The organism is Paenibacillus sp. SYP-B3998, from assembly GCF_010820665.1.
Lineage (GTDB): Bacteria > Bacillota > Bacilli > Paenibacillales > NBRC-103111 > Paenibacillus_E.
In genome coordinates this window covers 34,408-53,774 of sequence record NZ_JAAIKC010000012.1, presented here as the reverse complement: position 1 = coordinate 53,774, position 19,367 = coordinate 34,408, and the positions used below count along the sequence as shown (strand labels likewise).

The 19,367-nt window shown below is 44.6% G+C and carries 21 protein-coding genes; 13 read left to right on the top strand and 8 right to left on the bottom strand.

Features of this window, described 5'->3' with window-relative positions:
* Window positions 1-202: 202 nt before the first annotated feature.
* Both GK047_RS23610 and GK047_RS23605 read left to right on the top strand, forming a co-directional pair.
* Window positions 203-745, top strand: a complete 543-nt coding sequence (locus tag GK047_RS23610; RefSeq protein WP_163952500.1) for a pyridoxamine 5'-phosphate oxidase family protein — start codon at window positions 203-205, stop codon at window positions 743-745.
* A gap of 133 nt (window positions 746-878) precedes the next feature.
* Window positions 879-1,601, top strand: coding sequence for a hypothetical protein (locus tag GK047_RS23605; protein ID WP_163952405.1), 723 nt, complete (start codon window positions 879-881; stop codon window positions 1,599-1,601).
* 155 nt (window positions 1,602-1,756) lie between these two features.
* Here GK047_RS23605 and GK047_RS23600 read toward each other — a convergent pair whose 3' ends face one another.
* Together GK047_RS23600 and GK047_RS23595 are read right to left on the bottom strand one after the other, a co-directional pair.
* Window positions 1,757-2,593 carry a YhfC family intramembrane metalloprotease gene (locus GK047_RS23600; RefSeq protein ID WP_163952403.1) on the bottom strand — a complete coding sequence of 279 codons (837 nt, stop codon included), beginning with the start codon at window positions 2,591-2,593 and terminating at the stop codon, window positions 1,757-1,759.
* 13 nt (window positions 2,594-2,606) lie between these two features.
* Entirely contained in the window at window positions 2,607-3,686 is a 1,080-nt protein-coding gene (locus GK047_RS23595) for a serine hydrolase domain-containing protein (protein ID WP_163952401.1), read from the bottom strand.
* Between the two features lie 309 nt (window positions 3,687-3,995).
* Here GK047_RS23595 and GK047_RS23590 point away from each other — a divergent pair, with 309 nt between their 5' ends.
* Window positions 3,996-4,952: an ATP-binding protein gene (locus GK047_RS23590; RefSeq protein WP_163952399.1), complete on the top strand. Its 957-nt coding sequence runs from the start codon at window positions 3,996-3,998 to the stop codon at window positions 4,950-4,952.
* 29 nt (window positions 4,953-4,981) lie between these two features.
* Window positions 4,982-5,854, top strand: a complete 873-nt coding sequence (locus tag GK047_RS23585) for a tetratricopeptide repeat protein (RefSeq protein ID WP_163952397.1) — start codon at window positions 4,982-4,984, stop codon at window positions 5,852-5,854.
* Window positions 5,855-6,099: 245 nt separating this feature from the next.
* Here the strand turns inward: GK047_RS23585 and GK047_RS23580 are convergent, their stop codons facing one another.
* Window positions 6,100-7,080 (bottom strand): alpha/beta fold hydrolase, encoded by a 981-nt coding sequence (locus GK047_RS23580; protein ID WP_163952395.1) that lies wholly within the window; start codon window positions 7,078-7,080, stop codon window positions 6,100-6,102.
* A 118-nt stretch (window positions 7,081-7,198) separates the two neighbouring features.
* Between GK047_RS23580 and GK047_RS23575 the strand changes: the two genes are divergently transcribed.
* The 5 genes from GK047_RS23575 (at window position 7,199) to GK047_RS23555 (ending at window position 9,552) form a co-directional block, all read left to right on the top strand.
* Window positions 7,199-8,110 (top strand): LysR family transcriptional regulator, encoded by a 912-nt coding sequence (locus tag GK047_RS23575; RefSeq protein WP_163952393.1) that lies wholly within the window; start codon window positions 7,199-7,201, stop codon window positions 8,108-8,110.
* Window positions 8,111-8,295: 185 nt separating this feature from the next.
* The gene (locus GK047_RS23570; RefSeq protein ID WP_163952391.1) at window positions 8,296-8,442 is read left to right on the top strand and encodes a hypothetical protein; all 147 of its coding nucleotides are present in this window, start codon (window positions 8,296-8,298) and stop codon (window positions 8,440-8,442) included.
* Window positions 8,443-8,471: 29 nt separating this feature from the next.
* Window positions 8,472-8,672 (top strand): hypothetical protein, encoded by a 201-nt coding sequence (locus tag GK047_RS29315; protein ID WP_205516944.1) that lies wholly within the window; start codon window positions 8,472-8,474, stop codon window positions 8,670-8,672.
* The gene (locus GK047_RS23560) at window positions 8,673-8,900 is read left to right on the top strand and encodes a WYL domain-containing protein (RefSeq protein WP_163952389.1); all 228 of its coding nucleotides are present in this window, start codon (window positions 8,673-8,675) and stop codon (window positions 8,898-8,900) included.
* 154 nt (window positions 8,901-9,054) lie between these two features.
* Window positions 9,055-9,552: a DinB family protein gene (locus GK047_RS23555; RefSeq protein ID WP_163952387.1), complete on the top strand. Its 498-nt coding sequence runs from the start codon at window positions 9,055-9,057 to the stop codon at window positions 9,550-9,552.
* A gap of 438 nt (window positions 9,553-9,990) precedes the next feature.
* Here GK047_RS23555 and GK047_RS23550 read toward each other — a convergent pair whose 3' ends face one another.
* The 5 genes from GK047_RS23550 to GK047_RS23530 form a co-directional block, all read right to left on the bottom strand.
* Complete coding sequence (locus GK047_RS23550; RefSeq protein ID WP_163952385.1) at window positions 9,991-10,713, bottom strand: ABC transporter ATP-binding protein; 723 nt, start codon at window positions 10,711-10,713, stop codon at window positions 9,991-9,993.
* Complete coding sequence (locus GK047_RS23545; protein WP_163952382.1) at window positions 10,710-11,483, bottom strand: ABC transporter ATP-binding protein; 774 nt, start codon at window positions 11,481-11,483, stop codon at window positions 10,710-10,712. The genes GK047_RS23550 and GK047_RS23545 overlap by 4 nt, the downstream gene beginning before the upstream one ends.
* An 18-nt stretch (window positions 11,484-11,501) precedes the next feature.
* Entirely contained in the window at window positions 11,502-12,512 is a 1,011-nt protein-coding gene (locus GK047_RS23540) for a branched-chain amino acid ABC transporter permease (protein ID WP_240344146.1), read from the bottom strand.
* Window positions 12,513-13,421: a branched-chain amino acid ABC transporter permease gene (locus tag GK047_RS23535; protein ID WP_205516943.1), complete on the bottom strand. Its 909-nt coding sequence runs from the start codon at window positions 13,419-13,421 to the stop codon at window positions 12,513-12,515.
* 76 nt (window positions 13,422-13,497) lie between these two features.
* A complete protein-coding gene (locus tag GK047_RS23530) occupies window positions 13,498-14,646 on the bottom strand; it encodes a branched-chain amino acid ABC transporter substrate-binding protein (RefSeq protein WP_163952377.1) in 1,149 nt (382 codons plus the stop codon).
* A 280-nt stretch (window positions 14,647-14,926) separates the two neighbouring features.
* Here GK047_RS23530 and GK047_RS23525 point away from each other — a divergent pair, with 280 nt between their 5' ends.
* The 4 genes from GK047_RS23525 to GK047_RS23510 all read left to right on the top strand — a co-directional run bounded on the left by GK047_RS23525 (window position 14,927) and on the right by GK047_RS23510 (window position 19,359).
* Window positions 14,927-15,628, top strand: a complete 702-nt coding sequence (locus tag GK047_RS23525; RefSeq protein ID WP_163952375.1) for a response regulator transcription factor — start codon at window positions 14,927-14,929, stop codon at window positions 15,626-15,628.
* The gene (locus GK047_RS23520; RefSeq protein WP_163952373.1) at window positions 15,625-16,599 is read left to right on the top strand and encodes a sensor histidine kinase; all 975 of its coding nucleotides are present in this window, start codon (window positions 15,625-15,627) and stop codon (window positions 16,597-16,599) included. Before GK047_RS23525 ends, GK047_RS23520 begins: the two co-directional genes overlap by 4 nt.
* A 143-nt stretch (window positions 16,600-16,742) precedes the next feature.
* On the top strand, window positions 16,743-17,516 hold the full coding sequence (locus GK047_RS23515; protein ID WP_163952371.1) for an ABC transporter ATP-binding protein: 774 nt from the start codon (window positions 16,743-16,745) through the stop codon (window positions 17,514-17,516).
* Window positions 17,491-19,359: an ABC transporter permease gene (locus tag GK047_RS23510; protein WP_163952369.1), complete on the top strand. Its 1,869-nt coding sequence runs from the start codon at window positions 17,491-17,493 to the stop codon at window positions 19,357-19,359. Before GK047_RS23515 ends, GK047_RS23510 begins: the two co-directional genes overlap by 26 nt.
* Window positions 19,360-19,367 lie beyond the last annotated feature (8 nt).

The window sequence follows — 19,367 nt, the reverse complement described above, 5'->3', positions numbered from 1 at the left end:
TAGAAGCTCCAACCCTAAAATATTAATTATGGATTGTTCATAACCGTGATGTTTGGATGTTTTCACACACTCCATTCATTGATATACTACCGTAATAACGCTGGTATTTGCAATCTGGTCGTTGCCGGACTCTAGAAGACCATCGGAGTTAAGACAATTGGAGTGGGATGAATATCTTATGAGTAAAAGGAGAGATTTCGAAATGGATTCGGTTCGTTACAAGATTAGGGAATGCCAGGATCATGAGAAAATTGAAAGTTTCCTTCACCAAGCGAGAATTGGGTATCTTGGGTTGGTTGATGGGAATCTCCCCTATGTTGTACCGCTTAATTATGTATGGACTGAGGGGAAGCTCTATTTTCACGGGGCTGGAGATGGAAGACGTAATCAGGTCATGAGTGAAAATCCAGAGGTATGTTTTACGGTATGTGAGGAATACGGAACCATCGCGGATCCAGTACCTGCCAAAACAGATACGGCTTATATGAGCGTAATGATATTTGGACAAGCAGAACCGATCACAGATTTGGACGAAGCCACTCATGTACTTCAGGAAATGATCAATAAATATGTACCCGGCTATTATAACCGCCCCTTGCCCAAACAACATGTGGACAAGTATAGGTCGGCTGTATTTGGCGGACCGGTTCAAGTTTGCCGGGTAATCCCACACTATATGACAGCAAAAGAAAATCCTATTGAAGCAGAAAAAATGTATAGAACGGGCAACCCTTTAAATCATTAATCTGTCAGGCGACGGTTCCCGAGAAATATTGTAGTCATTCATACTGAAATAATATAAATAAATTTTTTGGGGTGAAAGTACGCTATAATATTTTGGTATACAGAGCAAAAATCCAATTTCGGAGGCAGTTAAAATGAATGACGAGTTACAACGTACGTTAAGTGAGATACTTGAATCAGGTTCACAATCTAACCCCGCCGTGAATGTACTGATTAGTGATTATGCTAAGTATCATGCTGTACTCGTTATTGTTGGTGGATGCTTGGTACTCCTATTCGCATTACTTAGTATAATTTTTTGGACTAAATTTAAAAGATCGCCTAAGATAAGCAAGTTAAAATGGGGATTTGAAAGAAAAGCATACTTTTCTTTCGGGCTTTTGAGTAGTAGCGTCGCTTTATTGATGATTTTGATTGTTGTGGCAAATCTGACAAATGTATTGAATCCGTTGCATGGGTTTTCATTGCTTAATGTTTCGTTTAAAATATCCAATGGAGCAACATATAAGGACGAATTACGCTATGCGTTTAATGAGTGGATACAATCAGGTAATGAAAATATCCCGTCTATTCTTCAGGAAAAGATTAATAAACGCATTGAGTTTCATACTACAAAAGCTATTGTTTGTGGAATATTGTTGATACTATTTGTGGGACTTAGTGTGTATATTTGGAACGCATTAGTAAAAAGGGCTAAATCAAATGATTCAAAATGGAGATTTAAAGAAAAAGCTTACTTTGTTTTTGGAATTGCCACGGTTGTTCTTTCTTTGTTAATGATGGTGATAGTAGTAGCAAATATGCAAGGAGCATTTGCGCCTATAACCTTATTTATGATGAATTTGTTTAATAGCTGAATGCACTGGTATGCAGGGTGACCTCCGCTCTACTTGTGCGCGAAACAATAGGATGCGCCCCTTGACTGTGGAACAGCCAAAGGGCACATCCTATTGTATTCTGTAACTGCGTTTTACATCCGCAAAAGAGACGCATGTTTTGACAACACCCACAATTACGGCTGTTCATCTGGAGAGTCCCCCTTTGTTTTTTCTGAACACGGCGCCAATTTAGCAAACCATTCTTTTGACTTCACAATCACAATGACGGCAACGAGCCCGCATATCCAAACGATACATTCCACTACCCATAGCGGTAACATCTTAGCTTGATACAGACCTGCAAAAAAATCGACTAGAGCATGAAGCAAAACAACATAAAGCAAGTATACGGCCTTACGTGTCCGAATCCCGTACAAAACAATTAATGAAAGTGCAATTTGGATAAAGATTGCTGGGATGCGCTCGAACGCGCCCAGCCAATATTCACTCTGCGATGCATGAGTAATTCGGTCTCGGAGCCCTTGGAACAGCGCAATTTGCTCTGGGGGTACTTTGGAGCTGAACATTTGCTCGAAGGTTCCTGTGTTAATCATGGTTGCAAACACGATCCCCATTATGCCCATAACCACGCTTATAAGCAATACCTCGATACCTCCGTGGCCTATCCCTACAGCAATGCCGTCTTTGCGCTCTTGACGCTTTTTTAATAGAAACGAGAAGCCTAGCCAACGTCCCGCGTTTTCAAATATACTTGCGGCCAGTCCGCCGTAAACGGCTGCCATCCACGGATTTTTCAGCCACTCTGTCGTTGTTTGGTTACCTGAAAGCATATATACATGCAGCACTTGCTCCAATAACTGCGAGAAAACGATAAAGATAAGAATGCCGACACCGACCGCACGATAAGAAATTTTAAGCGTACTGCGGTAATAAATGAGCAAAGACAACGGAATGACAATGCCTAGAATAACCTGAACAATCATAGCGATGATGGAGCCTTGACTTACCATGTGGCTTCACTCCTTATTCTTTTGATTGTTCGGCAGCGAAATCGGTTTTGAACAATTCCTTTGTAAGTAGGGTAGCCAGCATATCAACAGACATCTTGCGGATGCCGATCATAGGTGCAAGTTGGCTCCAAATATCACTTCCGTTATTGGATAAAATGACCAATCCGATCCTTTTATCCCGATTGAATGTTGCAAAACTGCTTGATCCGTACGTTCCTCCGTTATGCCAGTGCGTGGTGGAACCATCCTTCTCTCTGAAGAACATCCAGCCAAAACCGATGCCGACCCCCCTGCTCGGAAAAATGTCGTGCTGCGCTTTCCTACATTCCGCAAGCGAGGTATGCAGGGAATGATCGGTGTCACTCAACTGAGCGTCAATGTAATGAAGCATGTCTGAAACGGTCGAACGAACGGCTCCAGCTCCTGCCATTGTATCTCCGAAATCCCAATGCGGTACAGGTTTCCCCTTGGCATTGAAGACGGGCAGCATCTGTTTGCGTTGGTCTTCGGGGAGTCTTATAGCGGTATCGACCATTCCGAGAGGTTTAAATACCAGATCGCGCAAGGCTTCATCCAGGCTACCCCCCAAGCGTCTGGCAAACAGCCAACCCAGCAGACCAAAACCATAATTGGAATAGCTGTGTTTGTTGCTTTTCTTCGGACTTTCCAATGCAACAGCGCTGATTAAATCATCATCCTTGTAATTCGCATAAGGATTCAGTGAATTTATGATGGATCCTTTCATATTTTTAGGCACCATGGGTAGACCCGACGTGTGAGTAGCCAGCTGCAGCAAAGTTGTCCCTCTGGCAAATGGACTGGAGGACCATTCGGGAACGAAGTCAGACAGTCGGTCGGAAGGGCTCCAGACTCCATTCTTCTCGCCGATAGCCAATAACAAGCCGGTCATTGTTTTGGTAATCGAACCAATCTCATATAGGAATTGGGATGAATCCACTCCGTTCCCCTGTCCCGAAGTCCAGATCGAACGCGCGGAATGGTGAATCAATCCGACGGTTAACTGATGGTTGGGGCGTTCGGCCCACCGCTGAATATGCCTTTTCGACAAGCATGCCCTAAGCTGTCTGTTCATTCATGTCATTCCTCCTTTTGCCACAGAAATAGCCTTTAGTTCATCCCCTTGCGGCCATTTGTTATAATCTAATGATATTATGATGATATCACATTTAGAAAAAAATTCAAATAATGGAACCATTATTTTATAGTTGTTTATTTGTAATATGATTGATTTTGGGGAGTAACAGAAGCAAGTCAAATCCCGTTGCTATGAAAATGTCGCTTATGCTTATTTGTTTACGATATGAGTCTTACAGATCAGTTGAGTAATATGTCTTCGAAAATATGGTAAACTTATCTTACCAATTATAGGGGAGAGAAAAGGATGACCGATCATGACGAGCTCGCGGAAAAAAGACGCAAAAATTTAAAGCTCATTCAATTCAGCAAAGATGATCACTCGCTTGTCGAGTCAGAGAAGCCAAAGGAGACATTCGCCGATGTAGGCGGCTTGGAGGACGTGAAAAAGAAAATCAGGATGAACTTCATCTTACCGCTGAAGCAGCCTGAGTTATTTGCCGCATACGGAAAGGAAGCTGGGGGAAGTCTGCTGTTGTTTGGACCTCCGGGCTGCGGTAAAACGTTCTTGGCGCGGGCGGTAGCGGGAGAGATCGACGCGAATTTCATGCACATCGAGCTTCAAGCAATCCTCTCGATGTATGTGGGTCAGAGCGAGCACAATTTGCATGATATTTTCGAGAAGGCGCGGGAGAACAAGCCGTGCGTTATCTTTATCGACGAGCTGGATGCCATGGGGGGGAGCCGTCATCAGATGCGGCAGCATCACGACCGGATGCTCGTCAATCAGCTTCTGCTGGAGCTTGACGGGCTGCAATCACAGAACGATAACGTGTTTGTGATCGGCGCGACCAATACACCGTGGTATCTCGATTCCGCGCTGCGGCGCCCGGGTCGCTTCAACCATCTAGTGTTCGTACCGCCGCCAGAGGAAGCCGAACGTCAGACGATTCTTCAACTGAAGATCTCCGGCAAGCCGACGGAGTCGTTGAATTTATCGAAGATTGCAACAGAGACAAAGCATTTTTCTGGTGCTGATTTGGAGCAAGTGGTGAAGGATGCTGTAGAATCCGCGATGGAGCGCATGTTCGAGACGGGGGAGATCCAGCCGATCACGCAGGATGATTTGAAGAAAGCGGCGAAGACCCGGAAGGCAACGACGCTGGATTGGTTCTCGACGGCGAAAAATTACGCTACTTTCAGCGATGTGAACAGAGATTACCAGATCGTATTAGACTATGTGAAAAAGCACGGGATCAAGTAGTATGGTGGGGAAACGGGAGGTCTTCTACGGTGGAAAAAGATTCGATTAAAGCAGCCTATGCCGTGGTGAATCAACTTATCAATTGGAAGCGATATAAGGAAGCTCTAGTGGAAGCGGAGCAATTGCTGCGACAGGATCCGGATAACCCGGATGCTTATGCGCTGATCGCCCGGATTTATTCTTTGATGGACGAAAATCAGAAGGCGCTGCATTGGGCAAAAGAGGCGCTTGCAAGAGAGCCGGAGCATGAACTGGCGTGGTATGTGCGCGTGGGTGTCTATTATGAGACAGAGGACGAACATTCGTTCAACGAAGCACTTCAGGAAGCCTTGCGAATCGATCCTTACGAGGCTCATTATTATTTCTTGAAAGCGAATAAGTTGAATAAGAAGGGGAATTTCAAAGAGTCGAGGGAGCAACTGCTGCAGGCTTTGGAGCTCAGTCCGGAAACTCCGCTTTATTTGGCAATGCTGAGCTATACGGAGGCGATGTTAGGAAACGTCGCAGAATCTAGGCGACTAGACCGCCAGGCTGTTCAGTATGACGCCGAAATGCCGTACATGCTCTTGTATTTGGCTTGGGCTGCGGGCCATCGCGGTGATTACGACCTTAAAGAAACGTACATGCAGAATGCGGTACGGCTAAATCCCGAGGATAAACAGATTCAAGACGAATATTTAGAGGCGTTGCAGCACCGTTATACGGTGTTTCGCTTATTTTTGTGGCCTACGAAGGTTTTGCGCAAATTGAAACCGTGGCAGATTTTAGTCTCATGGATACTCGCATGGTTTTTATTTAAACCGCTCATCATTCTTTTTATTGCGCTTTACGTGCTGACGCATTGGGTGACTAAGGGAATCGTACATGTGCGCGTGTTCGGCTGGAGACGAAGAGGTTCATAAGAACTGAGCGAAAAGATCATCATCAGCTTCTCAAAAGACGAGAATAGAAGAAATAATGATGTCGTTCATCTAACAAGAAACGATAGTTGAAACAACTACAGGAAAAGGCAGCCGGTAAGAAGGCTGCCTTTTCTAACCTAACTGGCAGTATAACTGATAAAACTTATCTGTGACCAAGCAACTGGCATAACAATGGGGGGATATTTTTGTCAAAAAAACTTCGAGCAAGGTAGTATGTTAAGAATTTATTGTTTAATGGATAGAAGATGATTTAACGCATCATTAATGAATGTGATATCAGGCTGATGAATACCCCTTCCAGCAAAATGCCCCCAAATGGAGTCTATCGGATGTAAGCGTGCGTTCGGCATATGATCGACTTCGAACTTGTTATCATCGTGCGTAAAATAGAGATCTGTTGCTCCTGGCATGATGCAGGCTTGAGCCTTGATGCAATGGAGCGCCTTATTGAAATCGCCATTGTACAATGAATTATTGCTGATATCGGCATGTTGCCCTGTACGAAACATTGTCAATAAGTTATAAGGGTCAAGAGTAAGAAAGTTTTGTTCCCAGAAACCGGTAATAAACTCATCTAATGAATAGTACCCTAGCTCCTTGTAGCAGCCTTTACGATAGAACGCATGCGAGAATCCCCATCCGGCGTAAATACGTCCCACAGCTCGTAAGCCTGTGCTCGCATCAGCCTCCAGTGGAGCTTTAACACCTTCAAAGAAGGCATAGGCGTGTGGCCAAGTTTTGGCTGTACCGTTAAAAGGGGCTATCCGCTGAACCATATCGGGATATGCGGCTCCCCATTCAAAGGTTTGCATAGCTCCCAATGACCAGCCTGTGACCAGAGCGATCTTTTTAATCCCTAGCTTGTACGTCATGAGATGGTGCTGCATCCGCACATTATCATAGATGGTAATGAGAGGAAAGGAATTCTTATCTAACGGTGTTTCTGAGTTGCTAGGGGATGATGACAAGCCGTTTCCCAGCAGATTTGGAACAACAATAAAGTATTTATTTGGATCCAGTGCCATACCTTCGCCGATCAACCATTCATTACTTCGATGGGTATCGCCCAGAGCGGTTGGATACAAGATAACATTGTTCTTCTCAGCATTCAAAGTCCCATAAGTTTTGTATGCCAGAAAGGCGTTATTTAACACGGTTCCCGACTGCAGGGTGTAATCGCCTAGCTCAAAAATTTCATAGTCCATGATAAAACCTCTCCCACAATTGAATTGATTTCATTCTAATCGAGTGATAGTGTTAAGTATATTGAATGATACTTAATGTGTAATTCAGTATTATTAAACTTCGGGGAGGGAATGACGTTTGGAACTTCGTCAACTGATTACTTTTCGCATGGTTGCCTCAACTCTTAATTTCAGCCGGGCTGCGGCCGCGCTTAACTACGTACCTTCGAATGTAACCCTGCAAATACAAGCATTAGAGGGAGAATTGGGTGTTCGTCTTTTTGATCGTTTAGGCAAACAGGTTGTGTTGACAGATGCTGGAAAGCAGTTTTTGTTTCACGTTGAGCGTGTGCTAAATAACATTGAGGAAGCACGTCTTTCCGTAAGCGATAATCATGACATGACCGGGACGGTCACGATTGGCGCCAATGAGATGCATTGCGCTTACCGTCTTCCTAAAGTTCTGCAACTATATCGAAAGCGTTGTCCTGATGTTCAACTTATTTTTAGACCGACACCTAACGAGGATTTGAAACAGAGTCTGTATGACGGTAGAAATGATGTTGTGTTCATGCTTGACCAACCCATATATTCATCGGGACTTTCAATTGAGCTCTTATTGGAAGAACCATTTAGACTCTACGCAGCACCGGACCATCTTCTAACGAAAAAAAGCGAGATTCATTTGGAAGATTTACGTGGAGAACTCCTGCTTCTGAACGAAAAAGGCTGTACGTACAGAACCTTTTTTGATCAGGCTTTAGCTCGGGAAGGCATCGATAGATTACATATGAATTTGGAATTTTCAAGTGCTGAAGCAATAAAACAATGTGCAATCTCCGGCATTGGCATTGCATTTCTTCCTCAACTGGCCGTATCGGGTGAACTGGAAAGAGGAGAACTCGTTGTCCTTCCTTGGGAGATGTCAGAGCTTAGAGTAGCTACACAGATGGCCTGGCATAGAGAAAAATGGATTTCACCAGCAATCCTTGCTTTTCTCAATGTTGCTCGTGAATCCCTATCGAGGATTCCTGCTAACGGGGAACGCTAGAACAATAATACACAAATAAGATTAAACCCTCCCAATTCTAGTAAAGCTAGAGTTAACTTATAATTGGGAGGGTTTTTATTTATGACATTGAAGGATTTATGGATGGTGTATGAAAAATCAGAGATAAACACTGACTGTTTCTGTCAGTAATAATTATGTACACTACAAGCAGGGGAGAGAATCAAGTGATCAAGAAATCCAATGAATTACCGATTTTGTTCTTTAACGAACAACAATCTCTCGATAATTGGCTTGAGGACAATCATGCCACTTCACTGGGAATCCGATTGCAAATTGCGAAAAAATTTATCCTTGGTCAAACTGATAACTGATTCCATGATAGGAAGGAATGGACGAGCGTATGTCCAAAGCAACTAACATGCTTTCCATCCTATGGTTGCTAAGGTCGGGCAGGCGAATGATGGCCCAGCAGCTTGCGGATGAGTTGGAGATTCATATTCGGATGCGTAATTTGCTTCCGGACTCCCTTGATGCGGAATCTCTCGTAGCGGTAAAGATACAAGGGCATGAGCAAGTGCTGGATCTCTTATGTCAGCATTAGTTGTTTGGCCATGCGCTTGTTGAACGTAAGGATGGACAAGCTTTATTCAGACTTGGTGTTCCTTCCTTACAGTCTTATGTGCCTTATTTTCTTCTTCCTTATGGAGAATCGCTTGTTATTCTCGAGCCGGACATTCTTATCGAGAAGCTGGCGGAGATAAGCGGTGGTGTCGCAGCGCATTACCAATCGATGAAATCGGCAATAAACCAAAACTTGCATTGGCATTAATCGGATAAAACATAGGGGCTTCTCCTAATAGGGAGTAGCTCTTTTTTTGACGTCCTATAGTTAGTTTATGTACCAAAATTACTGACCGTAGGTGTCAGGAATAGCTCTATATAATTGGCGGTGTAGGAAAATTATTTTATTGGAGGAATCATGTATGTTTACCAGAATCAATGATTTCGTGCAGGAATTCGAAATGGAGTCTGCTATTACTGAACGGGTTTTAGACTCACTTACAGATGAATCACTTACACAAATCGTCTCAGACAATCAGCGCACTCTTGGTCAGATTGCTTGGCATCTCGTAACCTCGATTAACTTCCTAACCTATTTAGGATTATCCTATGACGAGTCTTTGGCGGAAGAAAATGCACCTGCGTCGGCTGCAAAGATCGCGAGTGAATACCATCGTCTTGGACAATCCATGATGCGCGCCATGAGAAGCCAATGGACCGATGATTCGCTTGGTCAGCTTGTTAACGTGGCTGGTGAGGAGTGGCAGAACGGTGCTTCTTTACGGTATTCATTACGGCATGAAATTCATCATCGGGGTCAAATGACAGTACTGATGCGTCAAGCAGGTTTACGCGTTCCTTATGTACTAGGTCCCACTCGTGAAGATTGGATTGAAAAAGGATTGGAGCCTTATGCTTGAACATCTTCCAAATACGCTCAGGAAGGTAGAGGTTCTGTATGTGCACACGTTTTGACTTTTATCAGGTGATGAAGTTAGCTGGGCAGATGCACGAAAACTAGGGGAAACCGTAAATGAGGCTCTACTGCCTTAGCGTTGACCGAACATGTAATCATATTACCGATATTGAAAGTGCTGGACGGAATATATGACAATGTCAGGATGTATTTTACGGAAATTATGATGATCAATAACTGGAATCGTCTATCCATTTCCATGGGATTTGTTCCACCCCCTGAATGAAGCAATCTGCTTAGAATGATAACAACTTCATTGACATGCAACTGAACCCCGAAATGATGTTCTTTATCATTTCGGGGTGAAAAATTTGGACATAAATAATGCCCTGAACACCTCTTTGAGGGAAGTGTAAGGGCTGAAAAATGTGAAACGATGAGTCTAATGTGCGCCTAAATAGGCTTTGACGATGTTATCATTGCTGCGAAGCGCTTCCGAGCTTTCTTCCATTGTGATGGTACCCGTTTCCAGGACATACCCTCGGTGAGCTAGCTTAAGCGCAGCTTTGGCATTCTGCTCCACGAGCAGTATCGTCGTCTTGTTCTGTTCATTAATGGTTTTAATGATTTTCATGATTTCAATCACGATAATAGGCGCAAGTCCCATGGATGGCTCGTCGAGCATAAGCAGCTTCGGCTCGGCCATCAGCGCCCTGCCAATCGCCAGCATCTGCTGCTCGCCACCACTTAGCGTGCCAGCCATTTGCTTGTGGCGTTCCGCCAAACGAGGGAACATATCGAAGACCATGGCGATTTTTTGCGTTGTCTTGGCTTTATCGCCTTTTTTGGTAAACGCGCCAAGCTCCAAATTTTCCGTCACGGTCAGCGCGCCAAAAACGCGCCTTCCTTCTGGAACATGGATTAATCCTTTTTCTGCGATGACGTGCGCTTCAGTGGTTGTGATGTTCTCCCCGTTGAATGAAACCGAACCTACGGAAGGCCGGACAAGGCCGGAAATCGTTTTTAGGATCGTGCTCTTGCCAGCGCCGTTGGCGCCGAGCAGAGCAACGATTTCACCTTGTTTTACGGTAAGGGATATGCCCTTAACGGCTTGGATTTTGCCATAGAATGTCTTTAGGTCTTTTACTTCAAGAACAGGGTTCATCCGGCTTCATCCTCCTTTCCGAGGTAGGCTTCGATAACGAGTGGATTATTCAGCACCTCGTCTGGGCTTCCTTCCGCGAGCTTTTGCCCATAATTAAGAACAAGAATCCGCTCCGATACTTTACTGATAAGACCCATATCATGCTCGATTAGCACAACAGAAAACTTATAGGTACGGCGAATGCGGCCTATTAAATCGATTAAATCCTGCTTCTCAGTGAAATTGAACCCTGCCGCGGGTTCGTCTAGGAATAGAATTTTGGGCTGAATAGCGAGTGCTCGGGCAATTTCCAAATATCGCTGCGCTCCATAAGGTAAATTCTTGGCTCGGCGGTTTCTGTATTTTTCAATGCCAACAAATCGGATGCATTCTTCCGCCACGCTTAGGATTTTCTCTTCCTCTATTCGCTGCGCCTTCGTATGAAACAAGGCGCCGTAGAGGCCTTGTTTCGTACGAGAATGCATCCCAGCCATGACGTTCTCAAGAACTGTCAAATTCGGGAATACTCTGAGATTTTGGAATGTTCTCGCCATGCCGTGCGCCGTTATCTGATGCGGTTGTTTTCCGACGATATCGGTTCCGTTAAACATAATTTCCCCGCGCGTCGGCCGGTAAAAACCCGAGATCATGTTGAACAACGACGTTTTGCCAGCTCCATTCGGCCCGATTACACTCATCACGGTGTCATGAGGAATGTCGAAGCTTAAATTGTTCACGGCTGTTAATCCGCCGAACTGCAAATGCAAATTTTTGACTTGGATAATCGACATAAAGGGTTTCACCTCCGGTTACTGTTCGGTATCTTCTTTGTCGGGGACGAGCCCTTTCGGACGGAAAATCATCAAAATCACGAGGGCGACACCGAATACAAGGTAACGGTAACGATCAACGCCGATGTTCAGATGAACGACTTTGTCAAAATCGCGAAGCAATTCCGGTAGGACGATAACAAGGACAGCTCCGATAATAACGCCCGATACTCTGCCGACGCCACCGAGAATGACGGCGAGCAAAATCATCGTTGATTGCATGAAGCTGAAGCTTTCCGGCGCAATTGCCGTCATCTTGACAGCAAAGATTGAACCAGCTAAGCCGCCGAGCATAGCACCCATCGCGTAAGCAGCAAGCTTGGAGCGTGTGCGGTTAATGCCCATGGCTTCCGCTGCGTCTTCGTCCTCGCGAATATAGGCCCAGGAACGGCCGATCCGTGAATTTTTCAAACGCAAAGAAACGAAGATGACGATCAGCATAAGCGCTAGGATTGCCCAGAACGAATAGCTCAAGTTGTTAATCATCACGCCAGCAAAGCGCGTAGGTGCTGGAAACGGGCTCATAATGCCATAGATGCCAGAGGCGCTTCCGGTAAAATCAAGATTTTTGGCCGAGGTGCGGACAATTTCACCGAATCCTAGCGTAACGATTGCTAGATAGTCACTGCGTAAACGAAGCGTCGGGGCCCCTACGATAATGCCTGCTAACGCCGCCAAAGCGCCGCCGATCAGCATTGTCGGCCAGAAATTCATATGGAACTGGGTCATCAGAATGCCTGTCGTATAAGCTCCTACTGCGAAGAAAGCAGAGTATCCGAGATCGAGCAGTCCTGCATAACCTACAACGATGTTTAGTCCGAGTCCAAGACAAATATAAAATACCGCGAGAAACCCGACATCAAGCCAGTAGTTGCCTGCGTAGAAGGGAAGTAACGCCGCGGCAACGAGTAGAATTCCAATCAGTACAGGCTTACGCTGCCCCAATAATCTCATTGTGGCAGAGGTGCGGTGGATCGCTTTCTCCATCATCTACATCCTTTCCGTGACTTTTTTTCCAAGCATACCGGTTGGTTTCAAGACAAGCAGTAATATGAGAATAATGAAGGCAAATACATCTTTCCACTCACTTCCGAGCGCATACGTACCGAATGTTTCTAGAAGTCCGAGGACAAGCCCACCTAGCATGGCGCCCGGTATGCTGCCGATTCCGCCGATGACGGCGGCTGTGAATGCTTTCAATCCGAAAATGAAACCCATCATAAAGGTGATGGTACCGTAATAGGTCGCGTTCATCATACCAGCTGAGGCTGCAAGAGATGAGCCTACGAAGAACGTAAGCGCAATTACGCGTCTAACATTGATACCCATGAGGCTGCATGCTGTTTGGTCAAGGGCAATTGCTCGCATCGCCTTCCCATAAATGGTTTTGTGGATAAACAGCTGTAGGCCAATCATGAGTAGAAGGGAGATTGCAATGATGCCAATTTGCGCATACGTGATTTGCGCACCGAATAATTGAAAGCCGGTCGTTGGGAGCGTGATCGGCATAATATGCGGTTTGGCGCCATATGCCGCCATCACGCCGTTTTCCAGAACGAGCGACATGCCTACGGCGGTAATGAGTATGGATAGTTTCGGTGCTTTCAAGAGAGGCCGGTAGGCAATTCTTTCAATACCCATCCCGAGAAATCCGGTCACAACCATCGCTACGAGAAAGGCAGCTACTAATCCCAACACGCTTCCTCCTATACCGGTAAGCTTCGCAAGCACGGTATAACCGACAAAAGCACCAGCCATGAACACATCGCCATGGGCAAAGTTCAGTAATTTGATAATGCCGTATACCATGGAATAACCCAAAGCAATTAAAGCATAGAAAGAACCGATTATGAGCGCGTTGATCAACTGTTGAACAAGCAAGTCAGCCGTAATTTGCAAGGCGGGCACTCCTTTTTCAGTTAGAGTGGCGTGAGGCGCCGCTGGCACCTCACACCGAGAAAAATTTAAATTTCGATTAGTCGATTTTCGTAAAGCTGCCGTTCTTAATTTGCAGCAGCACGAAGTTCGATTTTTTCAGCGTTCCGTTGTCGTTAAATATGATTTGGTCAGTATTTAGCGTCTTGAGGTCCGATTTCTTCAAGGCTGCGGCGATTGCAGCTTTGTCTGTGGAGCCTGCACGTTTAATCGCATCGGCCATAATATTGATCCCGTCATATTCAAGGGCAGAGTAGGGACCTGGTTCTTGACTAAATTTGGCTTTATATGCTTCTGTGAACTTTTTCGCTTCCGGCAGCAGATCTGCGGTTGGCGGTGTTGTCACGAAAGTTCCTTCAACTACGTCTTTACCAGCAATGTCGACGATAGTTTTGTCGTTTGCACCGTCTCCTATACCGATCATTCCACTAACGCCCTGCTGCTTGAACTGCTTGATAAACAATCCGCCTGCTTTATAGTAAGCCGTCCAGTAGGTTGCATCCGGCTGCGCCTGTTTCAACTTGGAAACAAGTGGAGAGAAGTCTGTCTCATCTGGATTCACTGCATCGTAGACGACAACTTGTCCGCCAGCGGCAGTAACGGCAGCTTTGGTACGTTCGGCTAAATCTTTCGCATAACCGGAGTTATCGTGGATGATGGCGATTTTTTTCGCGTTTTTCTTTTTCATCATGTAATCCGTAGCAATCTCGGCTTGGTGAACGGTGGTGCCGTTGATCATGAAAATTTCTGGAAACTTTTGATCAGGAATTTTCATGGAGTTCGCAGCAGTAACGACCATCGGGATTCCGCTTTGATGATAGACACCTGTTGCCGGAATGGTAGCCCCGGAGCAATACCCGCCCACAACTGCGCTGACACCTTGTGACACTAGCTTGTTTGCAGCCGCTGTCGCAGTTTGCGGATCGCATGCATCATCCTCGGCAGCTAGTTTGATCTTTTTGCCGTTGATCCCCCCTGTGCCGTTAATTTGCTCAACAGCCAGTTCCGCCGCCTGCTTCATATCTTGCCCCATTTTTGCTTCATTACCACTTAGGGGCAACTGCAGTCCGATCAAAATGTCGCTTCCGTTAGTTGCGTTGTTGGAAGCTGTTCCTTGGCTGCATGCACTCACTAACAACGTGCCTATGATAACGCTTACAAAACCGATGCTTTTTAGTTGACCTTTCATGATATGACCCCCTAGTTGTTTGTTCAATGTCTATATTAGACACAAATCCGACGAAAGTGTACAAGTAAATTTTGACAATTGTGTTCATAGTGTATAATTTGGGTTTTTCGATACTGAAAAATGAACAGTTTAAACAGGGGCAATAACGCTTTTGAAGCAAGTTATTGCCATTGGATACAGCTCTGTGGAACGCATTGAACTAATGTGTTCCACATGCTAAGGTTGGAGAAGAGCGAGAAAGATTAGCGTACAGCAATGCTGATTTCGAAAGGAAACGTTTATGCAGAAAATACTCATTGTAGAGGATAATGAAGACCTGCGTTCATTGTTGGCCGTGCATTTAGACAAGCATGGATTTCAGACGATGGCTACCGTTCAATTTGAGCGGGTATTGGGTGATTTTCTGGAGGGCAAGCCTGATTTGGTGCTACTGGACATTAATCTCCCTTCCTTTGACGGTTATTATTGGTGCAGACAGATTCGCCAACATTCCACTTGTCCGATTATTTTTATTTCCGCACGTGAAGGCACCATGGATCAAATTATGGCGTTGGATAATGGAGCGGATGATTTCATTACGAAGCCGTTCTCCTATGAGATGGTTACAGCTAAGGTGAGAAGCCATTTGAGACGAGCCTATGGAGAATATGCTGCGACTGTGGGAGAACGCGTTGTGCATTTTCATGGTCTAACCTACGTCATCGAAAAAATGGAGCTTCAGTTCCAGGCTCAATCGATAGAGCTATCCAAAAAAGAGGCCTCTTTGTTAGAGGTTTTACTTGAACGCGGAGATAAAGTAACGAGCCGCGACAGGTTGATGGAGAAGATGTGGGATACGGATATGTATGTAGATGAGAATACGTTAAATGTATACATGACGCGGGTGAGAAAAAAACTATCTGAACTGGGCATTCACGACGCCATTGAAACGGTACGCGGTGCTGGCTATCGGATGAAGCTTACGTGGATAAAACCAGAATGAGGTTATTTATTCGTTCGCACCTATCTGTTCTTGTTCTCGTCGTTATACAGGGCGTATTCATATTCGGGTACTATTGGTTTTTGGGGTTTCAGCAGCTAAACCATCTAATGTATGTGTTTTTTGTGCAAATTTTTTTGGTTTGCCTTTATTTTTGTTATCGCTGGATACAAGATCATCGGTTATATGAGTGGTTAAGCGATCATAAACAACGGACGGAGATGTCAATTCCCCATTTAGGCAGCAGTTCGTTCTCAGAGGCTTTATACGAGCAACAACTGGCAAAGACGCAGCATGTGGAAAACAGAATTCAACAAGTACATGCGGATTTAGAGGCAAGGGTGACGTTTATGAATCAATGGGTCCATCAAATGAAAACACCTGTGTCGGTCATCGATTTAATGATTCAAGATGAGGACGAGGAGCCTTTCCAAGATATTCGTAAAGAGCTATATCGTTTAGAAGAAGGACTTAAAACAGTGCTGTATTCTTCGAGATTATCTTTGTTTGAGAAAGACTATTTTATTGAAAAAATAGGCATTCAAACCTTATTGGATGAGATTATTATGGAAAATAAAAGGTTATTTATTCAGAATAAAGTGTTTCCGAAGAAGGTATATCCTGTTGAAGCGATAGGCATCGTTACCGATAAGAAATGGCTGGGATTTGCTATTAGTCAGCTCATCACGAATGCGGTTAAGTACTCTGCGATGAAAAGCGATACCTTTACTCTTCAAGTAGAGCAGGAAGGGCAGCAAATTGTGCTGAGAATCGAGGATTTCGGTATCGGTATTCCGCCGTATGATTTGAAACGGGTGTTTGATCCTTATTTTACAGGTGTGAATGGGAGATTATATCCAGAAGCAACCGGTATGGGGTTGTATTTGGCTAAAGAAATCTTGTACAAACTAGGGCACCGAATGGAGCTGGACTCTGAATTAGGCAAAGGCACGGTATGTAAAATATTTTTCTGAATGATCAACCTTACTGGATAACGAATCCTGTAAGGTTTTTGTTTTCTTACTAAAGTGTAAGGTTGAGTTAAGGTAAAGCAATCGTGAGGATTTCATTTTATAGCTATAATGGGTGAAGCGATTGGAAAAAAGGGGACATTTCTATGACAGAAGTACTACAAGTGAAACAAGTAAATAAAATTTATGAGGGAAAATCTCCATTCCAAGCGTTATCAAATGTTTCATTTCAAGTAGAAACAGGCGAATTTATTGGCATTATGGGTCCATCTGGCTCTGGAAAAACGACCCTGCTGAATCTGATCTCGACAATTGATTTTCCAACAACGGGAGAAGTGCTCATTAACGGCCAAGCTCCGCACCGCTTGGGAGGCAGTAGCTTGGCCCAGTTTCGTAGAAAGCAATTGGGGTTTATTTTTCAGGATTTTAACCTGTTGGATACGTTAACCATGGGTGAAAACATCATTCTTCCATTGGTGCTGGAGAAGGTGCATCCCAAAGAAACCAACTATGCGCTCCAAGCTATCGCTGAAAAATTAGGGATTAGCTCCATCTTAAACAAACGTACCCACGAGGTATCCGGCGGCCAGAAGCAACGGGCCGCGATTGCCCGAGCCATCATCCATAAGCCTTCTCTGCTGCTAGCGGACGAACCGACGGGGAATTTAGATTCAAAGTCAGCTAAAGATGTTCTGGTGGCCATGCAAGCAATGAATGAACAGCAGCAAGCTACCATGTTGATGGTGACCCATGACCCCCTTGCGGCCAGCTACTGTCATCGGATTCTTTTTATAAAAGACGGTAAGCTATTCAACGAGATTCATCGCGGCTCGAACCGTCAGGTATTTTTTCAACAAATCATTGATGCTTTATCCATGTTGGGTGGTGACGCGAATGACCTTTCCACAATTCGCCTATAGAAATGTTACTAGGAATATGAGAGCGTACGCGGCTTTTTATTTGAGCAGCACGCTAGCGGTGATGATCTTTTTCATGTTTGCCATGTTCATCTTTCATCCAGGACTGGGAAATGGCTATCTGAATGATATCGCTAAAAAAGGGATGGTCACTGCTGAATGGATGATCTTCTGCTTCTCTATTTTTTTCGTAGTTTACTCAGGCAGCGCATTTTTACGAACAAGAAAAAAGGAGCTGGGTATCCTTACTATACAAGGCATTACCCCGCTTCAGCTTCGTTCGTTGATAACCTTAGAAAACCTGTTTATCGGCATCGCCGCGATTGTAACTGGGATCTTGGGAGGCTTGGTCTTTTCTAAGCTGTTTTTCACTGTAGGGAGCTATGTGCTGGAGATGAAACCCTTGCCCTTATATGTGCCTTGGAGAGCGCTGGGACTAACGACAGGTGTATTTATTCCTTTATTTTTGCTCTTTTCGCAGTTTATTCTTTTTACAATTCGCAAGGGAGCGGCGATCGCTTTATTGAAAGGCTCGCCTGTGCCGAAAAAGGAGCCAAAACCGTCCATTCTCTTATCTTTAACGGGATCTGCCTTTCTAACCTTTGGGTATGGCTTGGCTATGTTTGCCGATATCCATTTTCGAGCGGCCGTTCTTATTCTGCTCTGTACGGTTGTCGGAACCTACTTCTTTTACAGTCAAATAAGCCTATGGCTCCTCAAGCTTTTAAAGCGCAGCCGGAGGTTCTATTGGAAAGGCTTGAATCTGCTGTGGATATCCGATTTAATGTACCGAATGCGGGATAATGCCCGGATGTTTTTTCTTGTCAGTATTATTTCCTCGGTTACTTTTACGGCTACTAGCTATTTACTTGTTTCAACGGCCAATGAATTTACGGAAAAAGATGCCGTCTACGATATGGAGTTCTATTCCTACCCGGACAACGTTAAAGAAAGCGATCAGCTTCAATATATGGAACAACAGCTAGCCGAACATAACATACAGTATCGGCCGTATTTCTTTGATGTTTTTGAAGTTCGTTATGAACGAAACGCGATAGAGAACCCTCCTGTGATGGTAATGACTCAGAAACAAATCGCATCGATGCTCCCAGGTTGGAAGCAGGTTCAGCTTAACAATCAAGAGGCTTTGTATATGAGAAGCAAGCACGAAGCGGTGAAGGATATTCCTACACAACTGCAATTGAAAGATACGGGAGTTTCCTTTCATTTGAAGTCCATCGAGAATCCAGTGGTCGCCACATCAGGCATATTGATTGTGAATGAGAATGCCTATGAGCAGTTGAAGCAAAGAGGGCAGCCAAGGAAATTTTATGGGTTTCAAGTTGCAAATTGGAAGGATACCCTAGAAATTAGCAATCGTATCCATGACGAAGTGTACGGAAATTACTCCAACGTGAATTCCCATTTTTATTCCAAGGCCATTCAATATTTTGAGCGTGTTCAAACGCCTAATCTTGGTCTGTTTATTGGTTTATTTATTGCAGTGATTTTTTTCTTTGCAGCGGGAAGCTTCTTATACTTCCGTTTGTTCACCGATCTGCATGAAGAAAGGCAGAAATACAAAGCTCTTGCGAAAATAGGGTTAAGTGAAAACGAAATGTCGAGTAGTGCAACACTGCAAATGGCTGTTCTTTTCTTTCTTCCCCTGCTGCTGGCTGTCGTTAATACAGCATTCGCGTTGCGGGTCATTGAGCGCGAGAGTGGGCATGAGGTCATTACGCAGGGTGTGATTACGATAGTTGGATTCTTTATGCTGCAGCTTCTCTTCTTCCTAGCTGTCAGATTCAATTACGTGAAACATTTAAAAAAATACGTGTACAGATAAGCTTTTCT

Coding starts and splice junctions, on each gene's coding strand:
- GK047_RS23515 (WP_163952371.1), top strand. CDS start 16,743: ATGACAGAAGTACTACAAGTGAAACAAGTAAATAAAATTTATGAGGGA.
- GK047_RS23610 (WP_163952500.1), top strand. CDS start 203: ATGGATTCGGTTCGTTACAAGATTAGGGAATGCCAGGATCATGAGAAA.
- GK047_RS23530 (WP_163952377.1), bottom strand. CDS start 14,646: ATGAAAGGTCAACTAAAAAGCATCGGTTTTGTAAGCGTTATCATAGGC.
- GK047_RS23520 (WP_163952373.1), top strand. CDS start 15,625: ATGAGGTTATTTATTCGTTCGCACCTATCTGTTCTTGTTCTCGTCGTT.
- GK047_RS23580 (WP_163952395.1), bottom strand. CDS start 7,080: ATGGACTATGAAATTTTTGAGCTAGGCGATTACACCCTGCAGTCGGGA.
- GK047_RS23605 (WP_163952405.1), top strand. CDS start 879: ATGAATGACGAGTTACAACGTACGTTAAGTGAGATACTTGAATCAGGT.
- GK047_RS23510 (WP_163952369.1), top strand. CDS start 17,491: ATGACCTTTCCACAATTCGCCTATAGAAATGTTACTAGGAATATGAGA.
- GK047_RS23545 (WP_163952382.1), bottom strand. CDS start 11,483: ATGTCGATTATCCAAGTCAAAAATTTGCATTTGCAGTTCGGCGGATTA.
- GK047_RS23540 (WP_240344146.1), bottom strand. CDS start 12,512: ATGATGGAGAAAGCGATCCACCGCACCTCTGCCACAATGAGATTATTG.
- GK047_RS23555 (WP_163952387.1), top strand. CDS start 9,055: ATGTTTACCAGAATCAATGATTTCGTGCAGGAATTCGAAATGGAGTCT.
- GK047_RS23595 (WP_163952401.1), bottom strand. CDS start 3,686: ATGAACAGACAGCTTAGGGCATGCTTGTCGAAAAGGCATATTCAGCGG.
- GK047_RS29315 (WP_205516944.1), top strand. CDS start 8,472: ATGTCCAAAGCAACTAACATGCTTTCCATCCTATGGTTGCTAAGGTCG.
- GK047_RS23590 (WP_163952399.1), top strand. CDS start 3,996: ATGACCGATCATGACGAGCTCGCGGAAAAAAGACGCAAAAATTTAAAG.
- GK047_RS23525 (WP_163952375.1), top strand. CDS start 14,927: ATGCAGAAAATACTCATTGTAGAGGATAATGAAGACCTGCGTTCATTG.
- GK047_RS23550 (WP_163952385.1), bottom strand. CDS start 10,713: ATGAACCCTGTTCTTGAAGTAAAAGACCTAAAGACATTCTATGGCAAA.
- GK047_RS23600 (WP_163952403.1), bottom strand. CDS start 2,593: ATGGTAAGTCAAGGCTCCATCATCGCTATGATTGTTCAGGTTATTCTA.